A 17,255-nucleotide genomic window follows, 5' to 3' on the forward strand; every position below is an offset into this window, starting at 1 on the left:
GAAGGCCAGTAGCGACGAACTAACCACGCTCAAGCGGGAACTAGCCCGCCTGAAGGAAGAGAATGAGATCTTAAAAAAGCCGCAGCGTACTTTGCGCGGGAGCTGCCGTGAACTACGCCTGGATCGCCAGGGGGCGAAACCACACGGTACGCGTCTTGTTCGGCTGGACCATGAGTGAACGTCCCGACCAGATATTCGCCAGCGATGCGTTGACGAGGGTGCTCGCACGCCGACATCCACCCAAAGAGGTCATACACCACAGCGATCAGGGCCCGCAGTACACCAGCAAGGCCTATCAGCACGCCGTGATGGAGAGCTTCTTCGCCTCGCTTAAACAGGAGCTGACGTACCACGAGCGGTTCGTCGATCGCGGTACTGCCAGGAGCCAGGTCTTCGACTACATCGAGAGCTTCTACAACCGCCAGCGGCTACACAGTAGCTTGGACTATCGCTCGCCCGACGTGTTTGAGAGCATGGACCGAGTGACTAATTAATCCGTCTGAGAAATCGGGGATAGTCCAACCTGACCCCCGTCCCCGCGGTTTGACCGGGCTGACCCGGCACCTGCGAAAGGACTAAACTGGCCTTGGTAAACGTTCCCGCCGCACGGCGTGGAGGGTTTCGGCATGGTGATCTGGGCGTACGCGGCGATCCTGGCATGGTCGGTTGCCGTGCCTGCATCGGTCACGCCGGTCACGCCGGCCGTGTCGCCGATGCCGCGCCCGGAGCAGGTCATGGCGGTGCCACCGGAGTTGCGTACGCAACTGCAGCAGCAGGTCATCGATGCGGGCGGTTCCGGAAGGTCGCGACTGGAACGATTGACGGCCTTCCTGTTCCAGAAGCCGGGCCTGGGCATGGAGTATTCACCCGGCACCACGTTGACCGTGGAACAGGCCTACCGTACACGCAAGGCCAACTGCCTGACCTTCACCCTGCTGACCGTGGCGCTGGCACGCGAGTCCGGCTTGCGGGCCTATGGGCAGGAGCTTGACGACATCGTGGCCTGGAGCGTGGACGACGACATCATCTACGGCTTCAACCACGCCAACGCGGGAATCACCATAGGTCGCTCGCACTTCACGATGGATGTGGTGCGGGACCTGGTGATGGCGCGCGATGCACCCAAGCCGATTTCCGACCAGCGTCTGCTGGCGCTCTACTACAACAACCGCGCCGCCGAGCTGCTTGCCAGTGCCTCGCCCGCGGCGGCCACTCCGTACATGGCCATGGCGTTGCAACTGGCCCCGCGCTATGCCGGCGCCTGGGCCAATGCCGGCGTGTTGTATCTGAGCCAGGGCGATCCGCGAGCGGCCGAACGCGATTACCTGAAGGCGCTGACACTCGACCCGGAAAACGCGAGTGCGCTGGTCAACCTGGTGACGCTGTACCGGAACAACGGCGACGAGGCGCACCGCGTCATCTACGAGCGGCGTATCGAGAAGATCCAGGTGAAAAACCCCTACTTCCAGTTCCTGCAGGCCGAGGACGAAGAGAAGCAGGGTGATTACGCGGCTGCAGTGAAGCACTACCAGCGGGCCATCCGCCTTTATGACGGCGACTCGCGTTTCTACTTCGGACTGGCCCACGCTTATCAGCAACTGGGCGATGAGCGCCACGCACGGCAAGCGACGGAGCGTGCCGCCGCGCTCGGTCGCAACAACGCCGGAGGCAGAGACTAGCGAAAACGTTGTAAACGAAAAGGTGTCAGGGACAATTTCCCAGGTGCGCTCAAGAATCCCTACACCGTGTCGGCACCGGAATAATCCATCCGCTCGAGGTCCGCGATCAGCCCCGGCCCCGTCGGATGCCAGTCGAGCACCTGTCGCGTCCACGCGCTCGACGCCGGAAGATCCATGTCGGCGAATGCGGCTAGCCATCCGTAGTGATCGGCCGCTTCTTCCGGAGCGATCGACTTCACCGGCACGTTCAGGCCGGCGCCGATGGCCTTGGCGATGTCGCGGGCCGAGATACCTTCCTCGGCGACCGCGTGATAGCGCGCACCCGGCTCGTTCCTTTCCAGGGCCAGCCGATACAGCCGGGCGACGTCGAGCACGTGCGCAGCCGGCCAGCGGTTGAGCCCGTTGCCGATATAGGCGGAGACGCCTTTCGCGCGCGTCACTTCGATCAACGGGCTGACGAGCCCCTGCTTGACCGTGTCATGCACCTGCGGCAGCCGTACGACGGATACGTTGACGCCTGCGGCCGACATCTCGGCGCCTGCCCGTTCCGATGCGGACCGCGGGTTCGGGTGATCGAGATTGAAGACGGTCTCGATCGCAGGCTGGCCATGGCCGGCGTTGCCCATGCCGGTGCCGGACGTGATCAGCAGCGGGCGGTTCGAACCGATCAGGGCCGAGCCCAGGGCCCTGATCGCCTGGCGGTCCTTTTCGCAGTTCGCGATGAAGTTGGCGAAGTTGTGATCGAACGCGGTGTGGATCACTGCGTCGGCCTGCGCTGCGCCGCTGCGCAGGCTGTCGAGGTCTTCAAGCTGTCCGCGATGCACGTCGGCACCAGCAGCGGCGAGCGCCCGGGCGCCGGCATCCGAACGTGTCATGCCAAGCACCTGATGACCCGCGGCGAGCAATTCCGGCACTACCCTGGAGCCGATGAAGCCGGTTGCTCCGGTGAGGAAAATGCGCATGGGAGTCTCCTGTGATGTGGATGCACCACCATGACCCAGGCGCCCATGCTTGCAAAGTAGTGGCGTTATAGGGGTATGGAAACTAACAGGATCGCCATGCGTGATCCGCCCGGGGGTGGCCTGCAGTACGCATGGCTTGCGCGAACCCTGTTCGTTTCCATCGAACAAGCACGGGACATGGCTACCCGCCGGCTATGGACAGGCAATCGCGAGCACCCGAACATGGCTCGGTGCCATCACCCCCACGCAGAAACTGGCGCTTGCTGCCTGGCTCCACTGTTGGTGTCAGCTGAAGTGGGGGATAACCGTCTGGATATCCTGATCATGAAAAATCGCCTGCTGTTCGCGGCCACGTCATTGCTGCTCATGTCTCTTCTGCTGCCGCGGACCAGTTTCGGCATGCGCCATGAGATCGTGAATGGATCGCTGGTGTTCTCGATCGACGATGCCACCGGTGCCTACACGCTCGACGACGGCGAGCTGCATTTCGGTGGTCGTTTGCCTCGCGGCGGGTCGCGCGTGACGAAATCGGCCGGGGGACTGCACTTTCCACTTGTCGACGGGGTCGAGGCGACCGTGGCCCCGGCACCCGGCCAGTCGAATGCCCTGTTGTTCTCATGGCGAGTCGCGGGCGCGGCCCCGGTGACGCCGCCACCGGCGTTTCCGGACTTCATGGCCGTACCCGCCGGGCTGCATTCGCTTTCACATCGGCAATTGAATTTTGCGCCGCCGGTTTTCGATGCTGCGCAGGACGTGTCGACACCATGGGTGCTCTTCACCGCGACCGGTCACACACTCATCATCTCGCCAGCTTCGGATTTCTTCCTTGCGAGCATGCTCGGTGACGCCAGGACGCGCGTTGCAGTCGGATTGAATGCCGAAGTGGGAAAGCTTCCCGCCGGCTTCACCTCGACGGCACTCGTGGCCGCGTCGCCAGACATAGCGTCTGCCTATGACACCTGGGGAGCTGCGTTGCGCGGGCTCTACCATCGCGCTCCCGCGGCTGCCGATGCCGACCCGATCCTGCGCGATATCGGTGTGCTTACCGACAACGCGGGCGGCCATTACTACTACAACTACGAATATGCCGAGGGCCTGAATTACGAAGAGTCGCTGGTGCGATTCCTCAAGCGCAGCCACGAGGCCGGCTTTCCGTTTGGTTACCTGCAGCTCGATAGCTGGTGGTACGCCAAGAGCTCCTGGAATCCGGAGGAGCGGGTCGGCCGGATCAAGAATCCGGCATTGCCTGACGAGGACTGGAATCGCTACGGCGGCCTTGTCGAATGGAAGGCGCAGCCGGGCGTGTTTCCGAAGGGCATGGCTGCGTTCCATGAGCGCGTGAAGCTGCCTTTCCTCGCGCACAATCGCTTCATCGACAAGGACAGCCCATATCGCAAGCGTTACGAGATCTCCGGCGTGGCGGCGGTCGATCGTGGCTACTGGAACGAGCTTGCGAACTACGCCGCCGCGAGTGGCATTGCCGTTTATCTGCAGGACTGGCTCGATGCGACCTACCGATTCTCGCCGGAACTGCGTGCCGTACCCGGCAAGGGCGAGATGTTCATGGACGGCATGGCGTCCGCGATGGCTGCGCACGGGATCACCATGCAGTACTGCATGGCCTATCCGCTGCACATGCTGCAGGGCGTGAAATATCCGAACCTGACGACCATTCGAGCCGCCGGCGACGGCCTGACGCGTGAGAAATGGACGCAGCTGGTGTTCAATGCGCGCTTGATCCATGAGCTGGGCGCATGGCCGGCAACGGACGTGATGCCATCGGGCGACACGGCAGCGATGCTATTCGCCACTCTTTCAGGCGGACCGGTCGGCGTCGGCGACGCGTTCGAGCAGCTCGATCGCACCAACATCTTCAGGGCAGCACGTGCCGACGGCCAGATCGTGAAACCGGATGAACCCCTCATGCCGCTTGGCGTCAGTTACCTGACCCAGGCGCAAAAGACCGGCGAGCCCATCATCGCCGCTACGTTCACCCGGCACGGCGGCCATGCCACCGCTTACATGCTGGCATTCGCCGATGATCCCCGGAACGCCACGGCGGACTTTTCCCTGACGCCAAGGGATCTGGGCTTCAGCGGAACCGTGGCGGTATTCGACCCTGTATCCGAAGCCGTCGTGATCACGGATGCCGGGAGGGCCATCACAGGAAAACTGACTGGCCCCGATGCGTTCGCGTATCGCATCGTCGCGCCGCTGTCCGCATCGGGCATCGCCGTTTTCGGTGATCTCGGAAAGTTCGTCACCATGGGACGCAAGCGTGTTGTTTCCTACGAAGACGATACCCGTGGTGCCAGGCTGAAACTGGCATTCGCGGCAAAGGACGGCGATATCACCGTGGCCGGCTATGCAAGGTCAGGTATCGCTGCGCACGCAGAGGGTGCGGCCATCGTGTCGACGGAACGCGATCCGCGGACGGGTCTTTTCAAGGTGACGCTCAGGCCTCCGGGCCACTCTGCTGCTGTGGCGACGCTTGAGCTGAAAGCCCAGGGAGTTCCCGCGACGTCCACGGAGTGAGTAGCGGCAGACTTGGGAGTCCGGTCCCATGAACCGGGAAGATGGGGAGTGAATACACCAGGCCGGTGCACACCGCGGCAAGTCCTCGATGACTCCTTCAACCGTGCGCACTTCGCAGTGGAACACGCCAGGAATCATGCCGTACCGATCCAGGCGGCAGTGATGAACGCTCGCGTTGCGCTGCTACTGCCGTTGGAGAAGATGCCGTCATGCATCTCCCCCCATGTGCAGCCGTCCAACGGACCGGCTGCACTCTGTGTGCTCTTGCCGTCAGTTCGCCTGCGACAGCGTCCACTGCTGATTGGGGCCGCCGTGGCAGGGATACTGGATGAGCGGTGTGCGCTCCGCGGTTGAAGACTCGGTCACATCGAGGCACTGGCCGCTGTGCTGGTCGACCAGTTCGTAACCGCTACCTTGTGGCGTGAGCTGCCAATGCTGCTCGGATCCGCCCGTGCAGGTTGCCTGGACGGCGGCCGCGCGGGGGGATGTCGAGGCATTGTCGACGGCCAGGCACAGCCCGCTGTGCACGTTCTCGATGGTCCACGAGCCATCGGCATTCTGCGCAAGCATCCATTTCTGGTTGTCGTGGCCGGTTTGCGGAAACTGGATCAGCTGCGTATTGCTGGTGGTCGAACTCTGCGGATCGTCCATGACGAGGCCCGAGTTGACGCTCTTCATCCAGTACGTCACGCCGGCAGGCGCGTTGACGGTGAGGTTGATCGGACTGTTGTGCGTGAGCGAGCCGGCGACGCCGGTCACGGTAATCGTCGCGCTGCCGATCGTGGCCGAGGGCCCTGCGGACAGCGTCAGCGTGGACGTGGCGCTTCCATTGCCCGGGGGCATCAGCGAGGCAGGCGAGAACGTCGCGGTCACGCCGCTCGGGAGTCCGGAGATGGACAGGTTCACGAACGCATTGAAACCATTGAGGCTGGAGACGGTGACCGTTTCGGTGGCTTGGGCCCCCTGACTCACGCCGAGCGATGTCGGGGACGTGGTCATGCCGAAGTCGAGCTGGCTCGAACTCCAGACGTCGGTGATCGGCGTGGCTGCGGAGGCATTGCCGAGTGCGGTCAGGCCGTACATGTCTTCCAGTGTCCGCAGCACGCTGTAATGATTGATCTGCTCCGCATAGGCACCCGTCTTGATGTTCGCGCCGACGAACAGCGTGATGATCTGGTTGGCCAGGGCGGTGTCGTCGTCCTCGTCCCAGGTCAGGATCAGCAGGCTGTTGTGGGTTTTGGCCCAGGTGACGTAGCTGTCGATGTGGGAGCTCAACCAGCTGTCGCCGGTCGATATGGAGCAGTCGTGCATGTCGTCGCACAGGTTCGGAGTCACGAACGACAGTGTCGGTAATTGGGTGAAGTCGCTCGGGAACGCGGTGTAGGCCAGGTTCGTCGACGGTGCAAGGTCGCTGAAGTTCACCCACGGGCTGTGCTTGCGGGCATACCCGGACGTTCCATACGTGCAGCCGGTGTATCCGGTTGACGGCAGGGTCTCCGAGTAGCCGGCAAAAGTGTAGCCGGCGGCAATCAGCTGATGGCCAAGATTGTCCGTATCGAAGGTGTGCGGGCAGCTGTCGTCGGTGATGCCTTGCGTGGATCCGGAAAACAGGGCCAGGTAATTCGGCTGGCTCGGATGCGTCACCGCGTAGGCCTGGGTGAAGTTCGCGCCGCTGGAAATGAGCGAATTGATGTACGGCGCGTCGGTGGTATTGCCGACGATGCTGCTCCTGCTGGCGTTTTCCATGACGACAACCACGACGTGGTCGTAACGGGGAATCACGCCGCTGGTTGCTGCCGTAGCGAAACGGGAACGAAACTGCCCCGTGTTACTCAGCGCGACAGGCTGAGCCTGGCGGGGGGTGTTCACCATCTCGTGTGTCGCTGCCGTGTCTTGATACCCGGCAGAACTTGCAGCGAATGCGTGGGCGTTGCCGACGGCGCTGATGGAAGCGGCAACAAGTAATACGCAGGGAAGAGACCTTGTTAGGCGACATGCTTTCATGGCGATGACTTCTCGTTACTGGATCGAATTTGGGACGCCTCGGCTTGCATGCTGCAAGCTCGTGTTGACCTGCCACAAAAGCGGCAGGGGCGAGCCTGATCGGATGGAGAGGCGTCATGCCGCGCGATCGGGCCTGGTATCGCCGCTCATGGCGCATCGAATACGAAAGAGGCGCGCATACATCGGGCGAACGTGGGGGCGATGTCCGAACCGGACTAACGCTCCGTCCTAGTAAAGCGCTATCGAGCCCCCTTGACCCGCTTTGGCAGGACTTGGATACATCAAAGTGTGACGCAATCGAGGGGGATGCCTGTGCCATGTGACCGGCCGGCGTGTATTGCGTTTACGTGACACGACGACGAACTTCAGCCGAGCGAGGACAAGTTCAACTGCCGGCCCGGGAAAACAGTCCGGCTTTCGAACTCATCGATGATGTCTTCTCCGAGACCTGCAACCGTTGCACTTCGAAGTTGAAGCCACCGCTCGCCATTTCGCCGTCGTGGCCAACAGGAGCGCACTTGACCGCCTGGTTGTTTGAACTCCGAGCCCGGGATCGGCGGTCGATACGGCGTTATCGCGTGGACGGGCGGGTCATGGCCCAGCCTGTCGCGGTACGGGTGCTAGCGCTTGTTCACGGCGAGCCAGGGCATGTCGCGATAGGAATCCGTTACCACCCAGGCGCCGGCCGTCAGCGCAAAAGATATGACGGTCTCGCTCCACTGGAAGGCGTCTCTGGAGCCTGCCGCCACGATGGGTACCCATACCAGCAGCGTGAACATGCCCATCTGCAACGCCGAGAGTGCGGCGGCCAGCCGTGCAGTCACGCCGATGAGTATCACCACGCCCGCCGCGATGTAGGCATAACCGAAGAAATACGCCCAGGCCATATGCCATGGCAGCCAGCCAGGCACCAACGTGGCGGTCTCTCTGGCATAGCGGAAATGGGCCAGGCCGAAGGGGATCAAGGCCAGGCCGTAGAGTGCCCTCGCGATGCGCAGCCCGTTGTCGCCGGTGGCGAAACCGAGGTGCTGCCTGTCCCGGTCAGCGGCGAACCAGGCATACAGCACCCAGGCGCCCGCCACATATACCGCAGTTTCGCCGCAGCCCGACCAGGCATCCTGCGCCGTGGGCGCGAGGAAGATGGCAGGCACTCTGAACAGCAGCAACCAAAGCAGGAGATAGGCGAGCAGCACGCGGGCGGCAAGGGTGGCCGTGCGCCGCCAGAGCAGGCCCATGCCGGACGCCAGGGAGATCAAGGCACACAGATAGACCAGTACCTCGCGTGCGGGCAAGCCCTTGGGCGATGGCTGCCATATCGGGGCGAAATCACCCTGGATCAGGCCCAGGATGCCGAGCGCGATCATGATCGCCGCAAAGACCGCATGACCCACGCTTGCGATGCGCATCGCCCCAGCCTCCGGTGGTTTCCAGTTCATCGGGTACAGGTGCCGTAGCGTACGCCCGAAAAGCCGAGCCAGCTCCGAGCGTATTTCCCCGAACGGTGTCTTCGGCGAGCCGGCGTATACTGATTCACGCCGATCTGCTGTCGCGATCTGTGCCCGTTCCGGCTGCCGCCCTGTTCCGATCCGGGAGATCCGCCATGAAAGCTTCCCCGCTGTCCTGCCTCTTGTGCGTCGCCTGCCTGGCTCTCGCTTCCGTCACTGCGAGGGCGGCGCCGCCGCCGGACAACGTCGACGTCCACTACAGGGATTCCCAGCACTTCACCGAGACGACGCGCGATGTGGGGGTGCACCTGATCGACGCCGACGCTTATCTGAAACCGCTCAAGGCCTACATCGCCGAGCGTGCCTCGCGCGTGCTGGCGCCGGGCCAGCGGCTGGACATCGAGGTGACCGATGTGGCCCGTGCCGGCGAATACGAGCCTTGGCGTGGGCCACGTTTCAACGACGTGCGCATCATCAAGGACATCTATCCACCGCGCATCGATCTGGACTTCACCCTGTACGGCGCCGACGGCAAGGTGCTGAACAAGGGCAGCCGCAAGCTGCGTGACCCGGCCTTCCTCAACCACAACTTTGCCAACGATCAGGATCCGCTGCGCTACGAGAAATCCCTGATAGACCTCTGGTTGCGCAAGGGAGCCGAAAAGCTCTGAGGATCACCTCGGGCGAAAGATGAAAAACCCGGGGCAGGGCGCACGGATTCGGCCGGCCAACCCCCGGAGCTGTCGTCGGGAACGGAATGGTGTCGACCGCCGGACAGGCGAGACGCATCGATTGGGTATGCTTGGGAACCACGTGATCCTCGCCGAGCCGATGGACACGCGACCTCCAACACACGGGACCGCCCATTATGAATACGCATCGCCCCTTGCTCGTAGCCTCCCTGATCGCCGTTACCGGCCTTTCCGCCGTCCCGGTATCGTCCGCGCGCGCCGCCGCCGACAATCTCCAGGGCAACCCCATACCTGGCGTGTGCCTGCTTTCGCGTGAGGCAGTGTTTGCACAGGCGAAGGTCGGTCAGGCTGCGAGCCAGCAGCTCGGCCAGCTGGCCGAGCAGGCGCGCAGCCAGCTGGCCAGCGAGCGCAAGCCGCTCGACGCGGACGTCCAGAGCTTCCAGCAAAAGCAACAGTCCTTGAGCGAGGCGCAGCGCAAGGAACAGGGGGCGGCCCTGCAGCAACGCATGGAGACGTTGCAGACCCAGGCCGACAATCTGAATCAACGTATCCAGCTCACCCGCGCCAAGGCCATGCAGCGCATCGGCCAGGTGGCGGAACCGATCGTCGCCGGCAGCTATGAAAGCCATCATTGCGGGCTTTTGCTCAACCGTGACTCGGTGCTCGCCGGCAACATGACCAACGACCTGACCAGCGACGTCGTCCAGGGGCTGGATCGCAAGATCACCACCATCACCCTCAACCTGGAACCGCTGCCGAGCGGCAACGCGCCAAGCGGCAACGGGAAATAATCGACGTTCAAGGGTCGGCGCAATCAAAAGCAGGGGGCAGCGTGCACTATTCCGCCAAGTCGGCGTCAACTTCTGCACTTGCTCCATCGGCTGCTACCTTGCGGGCATGAACAGAGCACGGAACGCCACGCCGCCACACCGCCTCGGCGTGGTTCTTCTCGCTGTTTGCCTGCTGGCGCTGGGCGGGTGCGCCACCACCGCTCCGCCCCGCGACAGCCAGGACATCTGCCAGGTCTTCGAGCAGTACCCGTCGTGGTATCGCGATGCCCATGCCGCCCAGCAGCGCTGGGGAACGCCGGTCAACGTGCTGATGGCGTTCGTGCGGCGTGAATCCGGGTTCCGCCGGAAGGTGCGCCCCGACCGGCCCAGGTTTCTGTTCATTCCGTTGCCGCGCAAGTCCAGCGCCTATGGCTACGCGCAGGCGCAGGACCCGATCTGGCGCGACTACCTGAAAGCGACCGGCGGCTGGTTCAAGCGTCGCACCGACATGGACGATGCGCTCGATTTTCTGGGCTGGTACACCGACCGCATCCATCGCGAACTCGGCATTTCCAAGTGGGATCCGGAGCATCTGTATATCGCCTACCACGAAGGCATCGGTGGCTACCGCGACGGCCACTGGCGGCACGACAGTCATCTTCTGCAGACTGCCGCCACCGTCGCCTACCTGGCCCGGGAATACGGCGAGCAGCTCAAGCGGTGCAAATAGCGTCCGGGAAAACGGGGGCCGGAGCGCACTTTCCTTGCGCGATGGTTGCCAGCGGGTGACCCGGTGCGCTTGAGAAATGGATGCTCCCCCGCAAAGCAGGCCCCTGATTGCAGGCAGTGTTTGAGGCTGGTGCTACATTGCCTCGCCTCCCCCCTGTCTTGAAAAGCGAGCGATATGATGACAACCCACGCCCCCTATCCGATCGGCACGCCTGGCACTCCGTGGGGGCCGACGGAAGTCGCCGCCTGGCTGTCACGACAGACCCGCCAGCGCAGCTACGAGGCCGATGTGCTGAGCGCGATCGAGCGTTTGCGGGCGCGCTTCGACGTAGTGGAGTATGGCCGTCTGGATTACGCCCCCGACAGCTACCCGCTGTTCGCGATCAGGAGTCGCGACTGGCGTGATGAGCTTCCCACCGTGTTGGTGACGGGTGGCGTGCATGGCTATGAAACCAGTGGTGTGCATGGCGCGTTGCGATTTGTCGACCAGCATGCGTCGAGTTATGCGGGCCGGGCCAACCTTGTTGTGGTGCCCTGTGTCAGCCCCTGGGCTTACGAACGGATTCACCGCTGGAACGTGGGTGCGATCGACCCGAACCGCTCGTTCCGCAAAGACAGCCCGGCGCAGGAGTCGGCGTCGCTAATGCGACTGGTCGCACCCCTGCGCGATCGCGTGCTGGTGCATATCGATCTGCATGAAACCACCGATAGCGACGAGTCCGAATTTCGTCCGGCGCTGGCCGCGCGCGACGGCAAGCCGTACGAGCCGGGCGAGATTCCCGACGGCTTCTATCTGGTCGACGACAGTGAACATCCGCAGCCCGCATTCCAGCAGGCGGTGATCGCGGCAGTGGCTAAAGTCACCCACATCGCCGCTGCCGACAGCCACGGCGAGATCATCGGTTCGCCCGTGGTCGCGCCAGGCGTCATCGAGTACCCGCTCAGGCAACTCGGTCTGTGCGCCGGCATCACCAATGCGCGCTACAAGACCACCACCGAGGTCTACCCCGACAGTCCCCGCGCTACCGCCGAGCAGTGCAACGCCGCGCAGGCGGCGGCGGTGTGTGCGGCGATCGAGTTCGCATTGGCACACGATGCACGGGCCCCAGTCGGGCAGGATTGAAGCAGCAGTTGGAGTGCATTTTTCCGAGAAGTCACAGCGCGACAACGGAGAGCGAGGCAGTTCATCCGAGATAGCCATCGCTATCCCGTTTTCCCGGCGGCTGCGCTGGCGCCATGTCACCTCGTGCCTGCGAGCCGGGCGAAGGCTGCGGGTGAGGCGTTTTCAAAACGATCCACCAGCAGCTTCACGAAGGCAGTCACGCGGGCGCTCACATGCCGATGCGAGGGATATAGCGCCCATACTTCGATGCGGCGGTCGGCGAGCGTGCCCCAGTCGATCAGTCGGCCGGCGTCGATATCGGCCTGCACCAGCGAGCGTGGCATCGCCGCGGCGCCGACGCCCGTGATCACCGCATCGTGGATCATCGCCATCGATGACAGGCGCAGCACGGTATGGGTGGCGATGGTCAGCACGCTGCGTGTGCGGCTGAGCTGCCAGGGCGAATCGGCCGGCGTGCGGGGCAGGGTGATGACGGGCACGGCGACATCCCGTTGCCTGACCGGGCGGGGCAGGGAAGGCGCCGCCACCACGACCAGCACGTCGCGCAGGAAGCAGCGCCCGGCAAGATCGGTCGAGGGATCGGGATTGGCCCGGATGATCAGATCGAAGTCGTCATTCACCGGATCGACGAAACGGTCCTCGGTGATCACTTCCAGCTGCACGTCGGGATAGGCCAGGGCGTAGTCGGCGGCGATCCGGCCCAGGCCGCGCTGGCCGAACAGTACCGGCGCGCTGATGCGCAACCTGCCGCGTGGCGTGCTGATGCCTTGCCGCAGCACTTCGCCGACTTCATCGATGTGCTCCAGCAGCGACTGCGTCTGTTCCTGCAGCTCGCGTCCTTCCTCGGTGAGGTGCAACGCGTGGCCGCCACGCTCGAACAGGCGCACGCCGAGTGCGTCTTCGAGCTGGCGCACCCGGCGCGAAAGCGTGGCCTTGGGTCGGCCGGTGATCCGTGCGGCGCGGCCGACGCCGCCATGTCGTGCCACGTCGTTGAAGTCGGCCAGGGCGAGCAGATCCATGGATGTTCCATCGATGAGACACGATGTCCAGATTATGCGTCTATCGGTGGCTTTTATGAAACATCAGGATGGGGCTGTCCACCACGCAATCCCATCACTGAAGGAGACACCCATGAACATTCTCGTTACTGGCAGCACCGGCACGATCGGCCGCCTGGTCGTCCGCGGACTGGTTGCACAAGGCGCCAGCGTTCACGCGTTGACACGTGACCCGGACAAGGTTTCGTTTCCCGAAGGCGTCACTGCCGTAAAAGGCGACATGACCGACATCCCCTCGATGCGAGCGGCGTTGAAAGATGTCGATACGCTGTTCCTGCTCAATGCCGTGGTTGCCGATGAAGTGACCCAGGCCATCAGCACCCTGAGCCTGGCGTGCGAGGCCGGCATCGAACGCATTGTCTATCTGTCGGTGCTCAACAGCGATGCCTACACCGACGTGCCGCATTTCACCGGCAAGTACACGGTGGAGCGGATGATCGAGCAGCTCGACCTGCCGGTGACCGTGCTGCGGCCGTCCTATTTCATGCAGAACGATGCCATGCTCAGGGACGGCTTGATGAAGCAGGGCCGCTACGGCATGCCCATCGGCAATGTCGGCGTGTCGATGGTCGATGTGCGCGATATCGCGGAGATCGCGGTGGCCTCGCTGCTGCGCCGCGCCCATGCGTCGGCGCCGCTGCCGCGTGAGGTGATCGAGATCACCGGGCCAGACGTACTGACCGGCGATGCGCTGGCGACGATCTGGTCCGCTGTACTCGGCAAGCCGATCACCCATGGCGGCAATGATCTCGACGCGTACGAAGGCTTCATGGCGGGTGTCATGCCGTCGTGGTCGGCTTACGATCTGCGTCTGATGCTGGCGCGCTTTCACGTCGACGGCATGCTGGGCAAATCGCACGCGGTCGACATCCTCACGGGCCTGCTCGGTCATCCGCCGCGTCGTTATCGCGACTTTGCCGGGGAACTGGCGAAGAACTGGCAGGCGATCTAGCCAGTCATCGCGCGTCAAGGGACGGGAGGCATCGTCGACGTCATCCATGTCTTCCGTCTCCTCTCCGGTAATGAATGCTTCGAATCCTACCGGGTCGGTTCAGGGTGCACTTTCGGAGAGTATTGAAGAGGAGCGTTATCCTTGCCGGGTTTCGCTGCCCCAGGAACCCCATGTCGCTCAAGTCCGATTTCGAACTGATGGCTCGCTACAACCAGTGGATGAACACGCGGCTCTACGAGGCGGCCGCGGAGCTGGACGAGGCGGAGCTGCACGCGGACCGGGGCGCGTTCTTCGGCTCGATCCTGGCTACGCTGGCGCATATCCTGGCCGCCGATACGCACTGGATGAAGCGCTTCGCGGTGGCGTTTCCCGAAGCGGCCTCGCTGGATGACGTGCGGGGCGTGCCGCTGCCTGGGCTGGTTCGCGGCATCACGTTTCCCGATTTCGTTCGGCTGCGAGCCGACCGTGAGGCGATGGACGCGGCGATCATCACGTTCGCGCATGAAGCCACCGACGCGCTATATGTCCGGCCGCTGAGTTACACGAACAGTGCTGGCGAGTTGCACACCAAGCCATGTGGGCTGGTACTGCGCCACGTGTTCAATCACCAGACCCATCACCGCGGGCAGGTCACCACCTTGTTCAGCCAGCTCGGCATCGATGTCGGCGTCACCGACCTGTCCGTGCTGATTCCGGAATGCGCACCTTGGGTCGACCACGCTGTTCGGGGTGGCGCATGGCGGCGTGCGCCTTTCCCCGGTGTGTGTCCAAGCTGAAATCAGATCGCCGGGGGGTACTGCGATGAAAATCAGACTGCTCGACCGTGCCGACGCCAGGGCCTACCAGAGTCTCCGGTTGCGCGCGCTGCGGGAGAATCCGGCCGCATTCAGTGCCAGTCCCGAGGATGAGGCGGATCGCTCCATGGATGAAGTGGCTGCCCGTATCGCCGCTGCGGCCGATGGCTCGATCTGCACGCTTGGCGTCTTCGAGCATGATGAGCTGGCCGGGTTCCTGGCTGTCATCCACCCGCTGCGGGAAAAATTGCGTCATCGGATGGAACTGGCCGGCATGTATGTGGCCCCGGAATTTCGCCGCCGCGGATTCGGTCGTGCGCTGCTGGGGGCGGCCCTGGTTCATGCGCAATCCGTCCCGGGTATTCGTCAGGTTACGCTTGGCGTCAATGCCACCAACACGGCAGCAAGGGCGTTGTATCGATCGGTGGGCTTCGAGTGCTTTGGCGTGGAACCTGCTGCGCTGCAAGTGCGGGGCACGTTCCACGACGAGGAGCACTATGTGCTTCGCATGGATCCGGTCGGTCGTGCGGTCTGAGCATGGGCATCGGTTGCCGACTACGGCATGCTGTGGGCAGACGAGGTCATTGATGATGCTCCGAGACGCCGTTCCCGCCGATTTCCCCGCCATCCTCGCCCTCAACGAGGCTTTCGTGGCCGTACTCAGTCCGCTCGACGCCGCACGCCTGGCGCAGTTGCACGCTCAGGCGGCGCTGCACCGCGTAATCGAACAGGACGGGCGGGTTGAGGCATTTCTGCTCGTGTTCCGCGAAGGAGCGGACTACGACAGTCCGAACTACCAGTGGTTTGCGCAGCGCCATGCGCGCTTCCTGTATGTGGATCGCATCGTGGTGGCTGCTGGCACGCAGGCGGGGGGTGTCGGGACACGGCTCTATCACGAGGTGTATGCGCGGGCGTCGCGTGATGGCGTGCCGTTGATCACCTGCGAGTTCGATATCGTGCCGCCGAATCCGGCGTCCGAACGGTTCCACGCCAAGCTGGGATTCCGTGAAATCGGCCGGCAGCAACTCGACGGTGGCCGCAAGACCGTCTCGTTACAGGCACTCGATGTCGCTGCGGGAAACACGCCGCTGGGCAAGATCGACGTCGGCTGACAAAGTATCCCCATCGCACGTGCTGCATCTTCTGTCCGGTTGTGGTTTCTCCTTGTCAGTCGCTGCCGTCGCTCTGGTCGCGCCGGTGAGCTGCGCGCAGCCCACCAGCTGCGCACGCGTCAGCGAGTGATGCTGTTCGGCGACCACGGTTCCGGTCAGTGCTCAGGTCGTGCCGAGTACGAGCAAAGGAACCAGAGGCAGGTTTCTCAAAATTTCCGGTTCCTTTGCCTGCAACATGATCAATCGGAATCGTGATCCGCACGCACGATGGCGACTCCGTTCGTGGCAGCGTTGTTGATGGTCGCCAGTCCCTTCAAGGTGAAGCCGCCATCCTCGTCCACGTCGAAAATGGAGACATGCGAGACGCTGCCGCTGGCGTCGATCACCGCGGCCAGGTCGCTGCGATAGGTGATGTCGGTCGGGTTGCCATTGAAGGTAGTGACGACCGCCGCGTCCTGAATCATTTTTTCGCCGTAGACGGCATAGCGTGACACCGACTTGCTCGGTGAATTGGCGGAGAACAGGAAGGGTCCGTCCAGCGTCACCCAGCACGGTGCCGATTGGGTGCCCGAACCGGTGACGGTCAGCACCGCGTTGTTTCGCACCAGACTGATCTCGTTCGCGTGGGCAATCGTCACGTACGCGTCATTGCCGCGTGTGGCCAGGCCGAACGGCGCATTGACGTTGGCAGGGATGTTGGCAACCAGCCTGGTCGAGCCGATGACCGCACCTTGACTATCCAGGTTGACCGTTTCGATCGCATTGCTTTTTTCGCTGATGACCAACTGTCTCCGTAGCGCTCCCACTTGTGCAGCGGAGCCGTCGCCGATGACCAGTCTCGCTTCGCCATCCGCGGTCGATTCCACGCCGGAGTGATCGATCCGGTGCGATTCGATATAGGAGGTGGTCAGGATGTACAGGTGGTGGTTGCCGAACGCGACGCTTACGGGGTTGGTGATGGCCGGAACCAGTTTCTCGTAGCGCAAGCCGGCATGCTCAAGATCCTTGTCGAATACGGACACGTTGCCCGAGCCGAAATTGACCACGGCGAGTCGCGCATGATCCTGGGCGATGCCACCGGCGTTGCCGCTGACGCCACCCGCGCCACCGGTGGGGAGCTGTTCGAGCAGGATGCCCATCGGGTTGTAGACCATGAGCTGGTTGTGCGTCGTGTTCGACGCGGTCACGATCAGTGCCTGCTGGTTGTTCGACGATGAAGCGCCTTGCGCCGCTACCGCGCCGGCCACGATCAGTGAAAGCAAACCCACACCACATGCTGCTTTTTTCATGTGCGTATCCTCGAGTGTGACGATTGGAAATGGCGACCTGATTTGGAGTCGTCCTGCCGTACTTCCGGGCGACCGGAATTGCACCGGTCATCCATTCATTCGTTGGGATAC

At 63.2% G+C, this 17,255-nt stretch carries 16 protein-coding genes; 11 read left to right on the plus strand and 5 right to left on the minus strand.

Annotated elements, in window-relative coordinates; all coding sequences use genetic code 11:
• Window positions 1-107 precede the first annotated feature (107 nt).
• On the plus strand, window positions 108-494 hold the full coding sequence (locus tag ACYVKM_RS13760; protein ID WP_460878182.1) for an IS3 family transposase: 387 nt from the start codon (window positions 108-110) through the stop codon (window positions 492-494).
• 132 nt (window positions 495-626) lie between these two features.
• Window positions 627-1,679 (plus strand): tetratricopeptide repeat protein, encoded by a 1,053-nt coding sequence (locus ACYVKM_RS13765; protein WP_460878183.1) that lies wholly within the window; start codon window positions 627-629, stop codon window positions 1,677-1,679.
• A gap of 59 nt (window positions 1,680-1,738) precedes the next feature.
• On the opposite strand, the gene ACYVKM_RS13770 is transcribed toward ACYVKM_RS13765, so the two are convergent.
• Window positions 1,739-2,641, minus strand: a complete 903-nt coding sequence (locus tag ACYVKM_RS13770) for an SDR family oxidoreductase (protein ID WP_460878184.1) — start codon at window positions 2,639-2,641, stop codon at window positions 1,739-1,741.
• A gap of 324 nt (window positions 2,642-2,965) precedes the next feature.
• On the opposite strand from ACYVKM_RS13770, the gene ACYVKM_RS13775 reads away from it, so the two are divergent.
• Window positions 2,966-5,176 carry a hypothetical protein gene (locus ACYVKM_RS13775; protein ID WP_460878185.1) on the plus strand — a complete coding sequence of 737 codons (2,211 nt, stop codon included), beginning with the start codon at window positions 2,966-2,968 and terminating at the stop codon, window positions 5,174-5,176.
• 270 nt (window positions 5,177-5,446) lie between these two features.
• Here ACYVKM_RS13775 and ACYVKM_RS13780 read toward each other — a convergent pair whose 3' ends face one another.
• Window positions 5,447-6,922, minus strand: a complete 1,476-nt coding sequence (locus ACYVKM_RS13780) for an RICIN domain-containing protein (RefSeq protein WP_460878186.1) — start codon at window positions 6,920-6,922, stop codon at window positions 5,447-5,449.
• An 878-nt stretch (window positions 6,923-7,800) separates the two neighbouring features.
• A complete protein-coding gene (locus ACYVKM_RS13785; protein ID WP_460878187.1) occupies window positions 7,801-8,586 on the minus strand; it encodes a DoxX family protein in 786 nt (261 codons plus the stop codon).
• 194 nt (window positions 8,587-8,780) lie between these two features.
• Between ACYVKM_RS13785 and ACYVKM_RS13790 the strand changes: the two genes are divergently transcribed.
• The 4 genes from ACYVKM_RS13790 (at window position 8,781) to ACYVKM_RS13805 (ending at window position 11,939) form a co-directional block, all read left to right on the plus strand.
• A complete protein-coding gene (locus tag ACYVKM_RS13790; RefSeq protein ID WP_460878188.1) occupies window positions 8,781-9,296 on the plus strand; it encodes a DUF3016 domain-containing protein in 516 nt (171 codons plus the stop codon).
• 215 nt (window positions 9,297-9,511) lie between these two features.
• Window positions 9,512-10,108 carry an OmpH/Skp family outer membrane protein gene (locus ACYVKM_RS13795; RefSeq protein ID WP_460878189.1) on the plus strand — a complete coding sequence of 199 codons (597 nt, stop codon included), beginning with the start codon at window positions 9,512-9,514 and terminating at the stop codon, window positions 10,106-10,108.
• 106 nt (window positions 10,109-10,214) lie between these two features.
• Complete coding sequence (locus tag ACYVKM_RS13800) at window positions 10,215-10,817, plus strand: transglycosylase SLT domain-containing protein (RefSeq protein ID WP_460878190.1); 603 nt, start codon at window positions 10,215-10,217, stop codon at window positions 10,815-10,817.
• A 177-nt stretch (window positions 10,818-10,994) separates the two neighbouring features.
• On the plus strand, window positions 10,995-11,939 hold the full coding sequence (locus tag ACYVKM_RS13805) for a M14 family metallopeptidase (protein WP_460878191.1): 945 nt from the start codon (window positions 10,995-10,997) through the stop codon (window positions 11,937-11,939).
• Window positions 11,940-12,055: 116 nt separating this feature from the next.
• Here the strand turns inward: ACYVKM_RS13805 and ACYVKM_RS13810 are convergent, their stop codons facing one another.
• Window positions 12,056-12,958 (minus strand): LysR family transcriptional regulator, encoded by a 903-nt coding sequence (locus tag ACYVKM_RS13810; RefSeq protein WP_460878192.1) that lies wholly within the window; start codon window positions 12,956-12,958, stop codon window positions 12,056-12,058.
• 112 nt (window positions 12,959-13,070) lie between these two features.
• Between ACYVKM_RS13810 and ACYVKM_RS13815 the strand changes: the two genes are divergently transcribed.
• From ACYVKM_RS13815 to ACYVKM_RS13830, 4 genes are all read left to right on the plus strand, one after another.
• On the plus strand, window positions 13,071-13,949 hold the full coding sequence (locus ACYVKM_RS13815; RefSeq protein WP_460878193.1) for an NmrA/HSCARG family protein: 879 nt from the start codon (window positions 13,071-13,073) through the stop codon (window positions 13,947-13,949).
• 170 nt (window positions 13,950-14,119) lie between these two features.
• Window positions 14,120-14,725: a DinB family protein gene (locus tag ACYVKM_RS13820; protein WP_460878194.1), complete on the plus strand. Its 606-nt coding sequence runs from the start codon at window positions 14,120-14,122 to the stop codon at window positions 14,723-14,725.
• On the plus strand, window positions 14,694-15,278 hold the full coding sequence (locus ACYVKM_RS13825) for a GNAT family N-acetyltransferase (RefSeq protein WP_460878195.1): 585 nt from the start codon (window positions 14,694-14,696) through the stop codon (window positions 15,276-15,278). Before ACYVKM_RS13820 ends, ACYVKM_RS13825 begins: the two co-directional genes overlap by 32 nt.
• Window positions 15,279-15,330: 52 nt before the next feature.
• Entirely contained in the window at window positions 15,331-15,855 is a 525-nt protein-coding gene (locus tag ACYVKM_RS13830; RefSeq protein ID WP_460878196.1) for a GNAT family N-acetyltransferase, read from the plus strand.
• 239 nt (window positions 15,856-16,094) lie between these two features.
• Here the strand turns inward: ACYVKM_RS13830 and ACYVKM_RS13835 are convergent, their stop codons facing one another.
• On the minus strand, window positions 16,095-17,144 hold the full coding sequence (locus ACYVKM_RS13835; RefSeq protein WP_460878197.1) for a hypothetical protein: 1,050 nt from the start codon (window positions 17,142-17,144) through the stop codon (window positions 16,095-16,097).
• Window positions 17,145-17,255 lie beyond the last annotated feature (111 nt).

The organism is Rhodanobacter koreensis, from assembly GCF_054782855.1.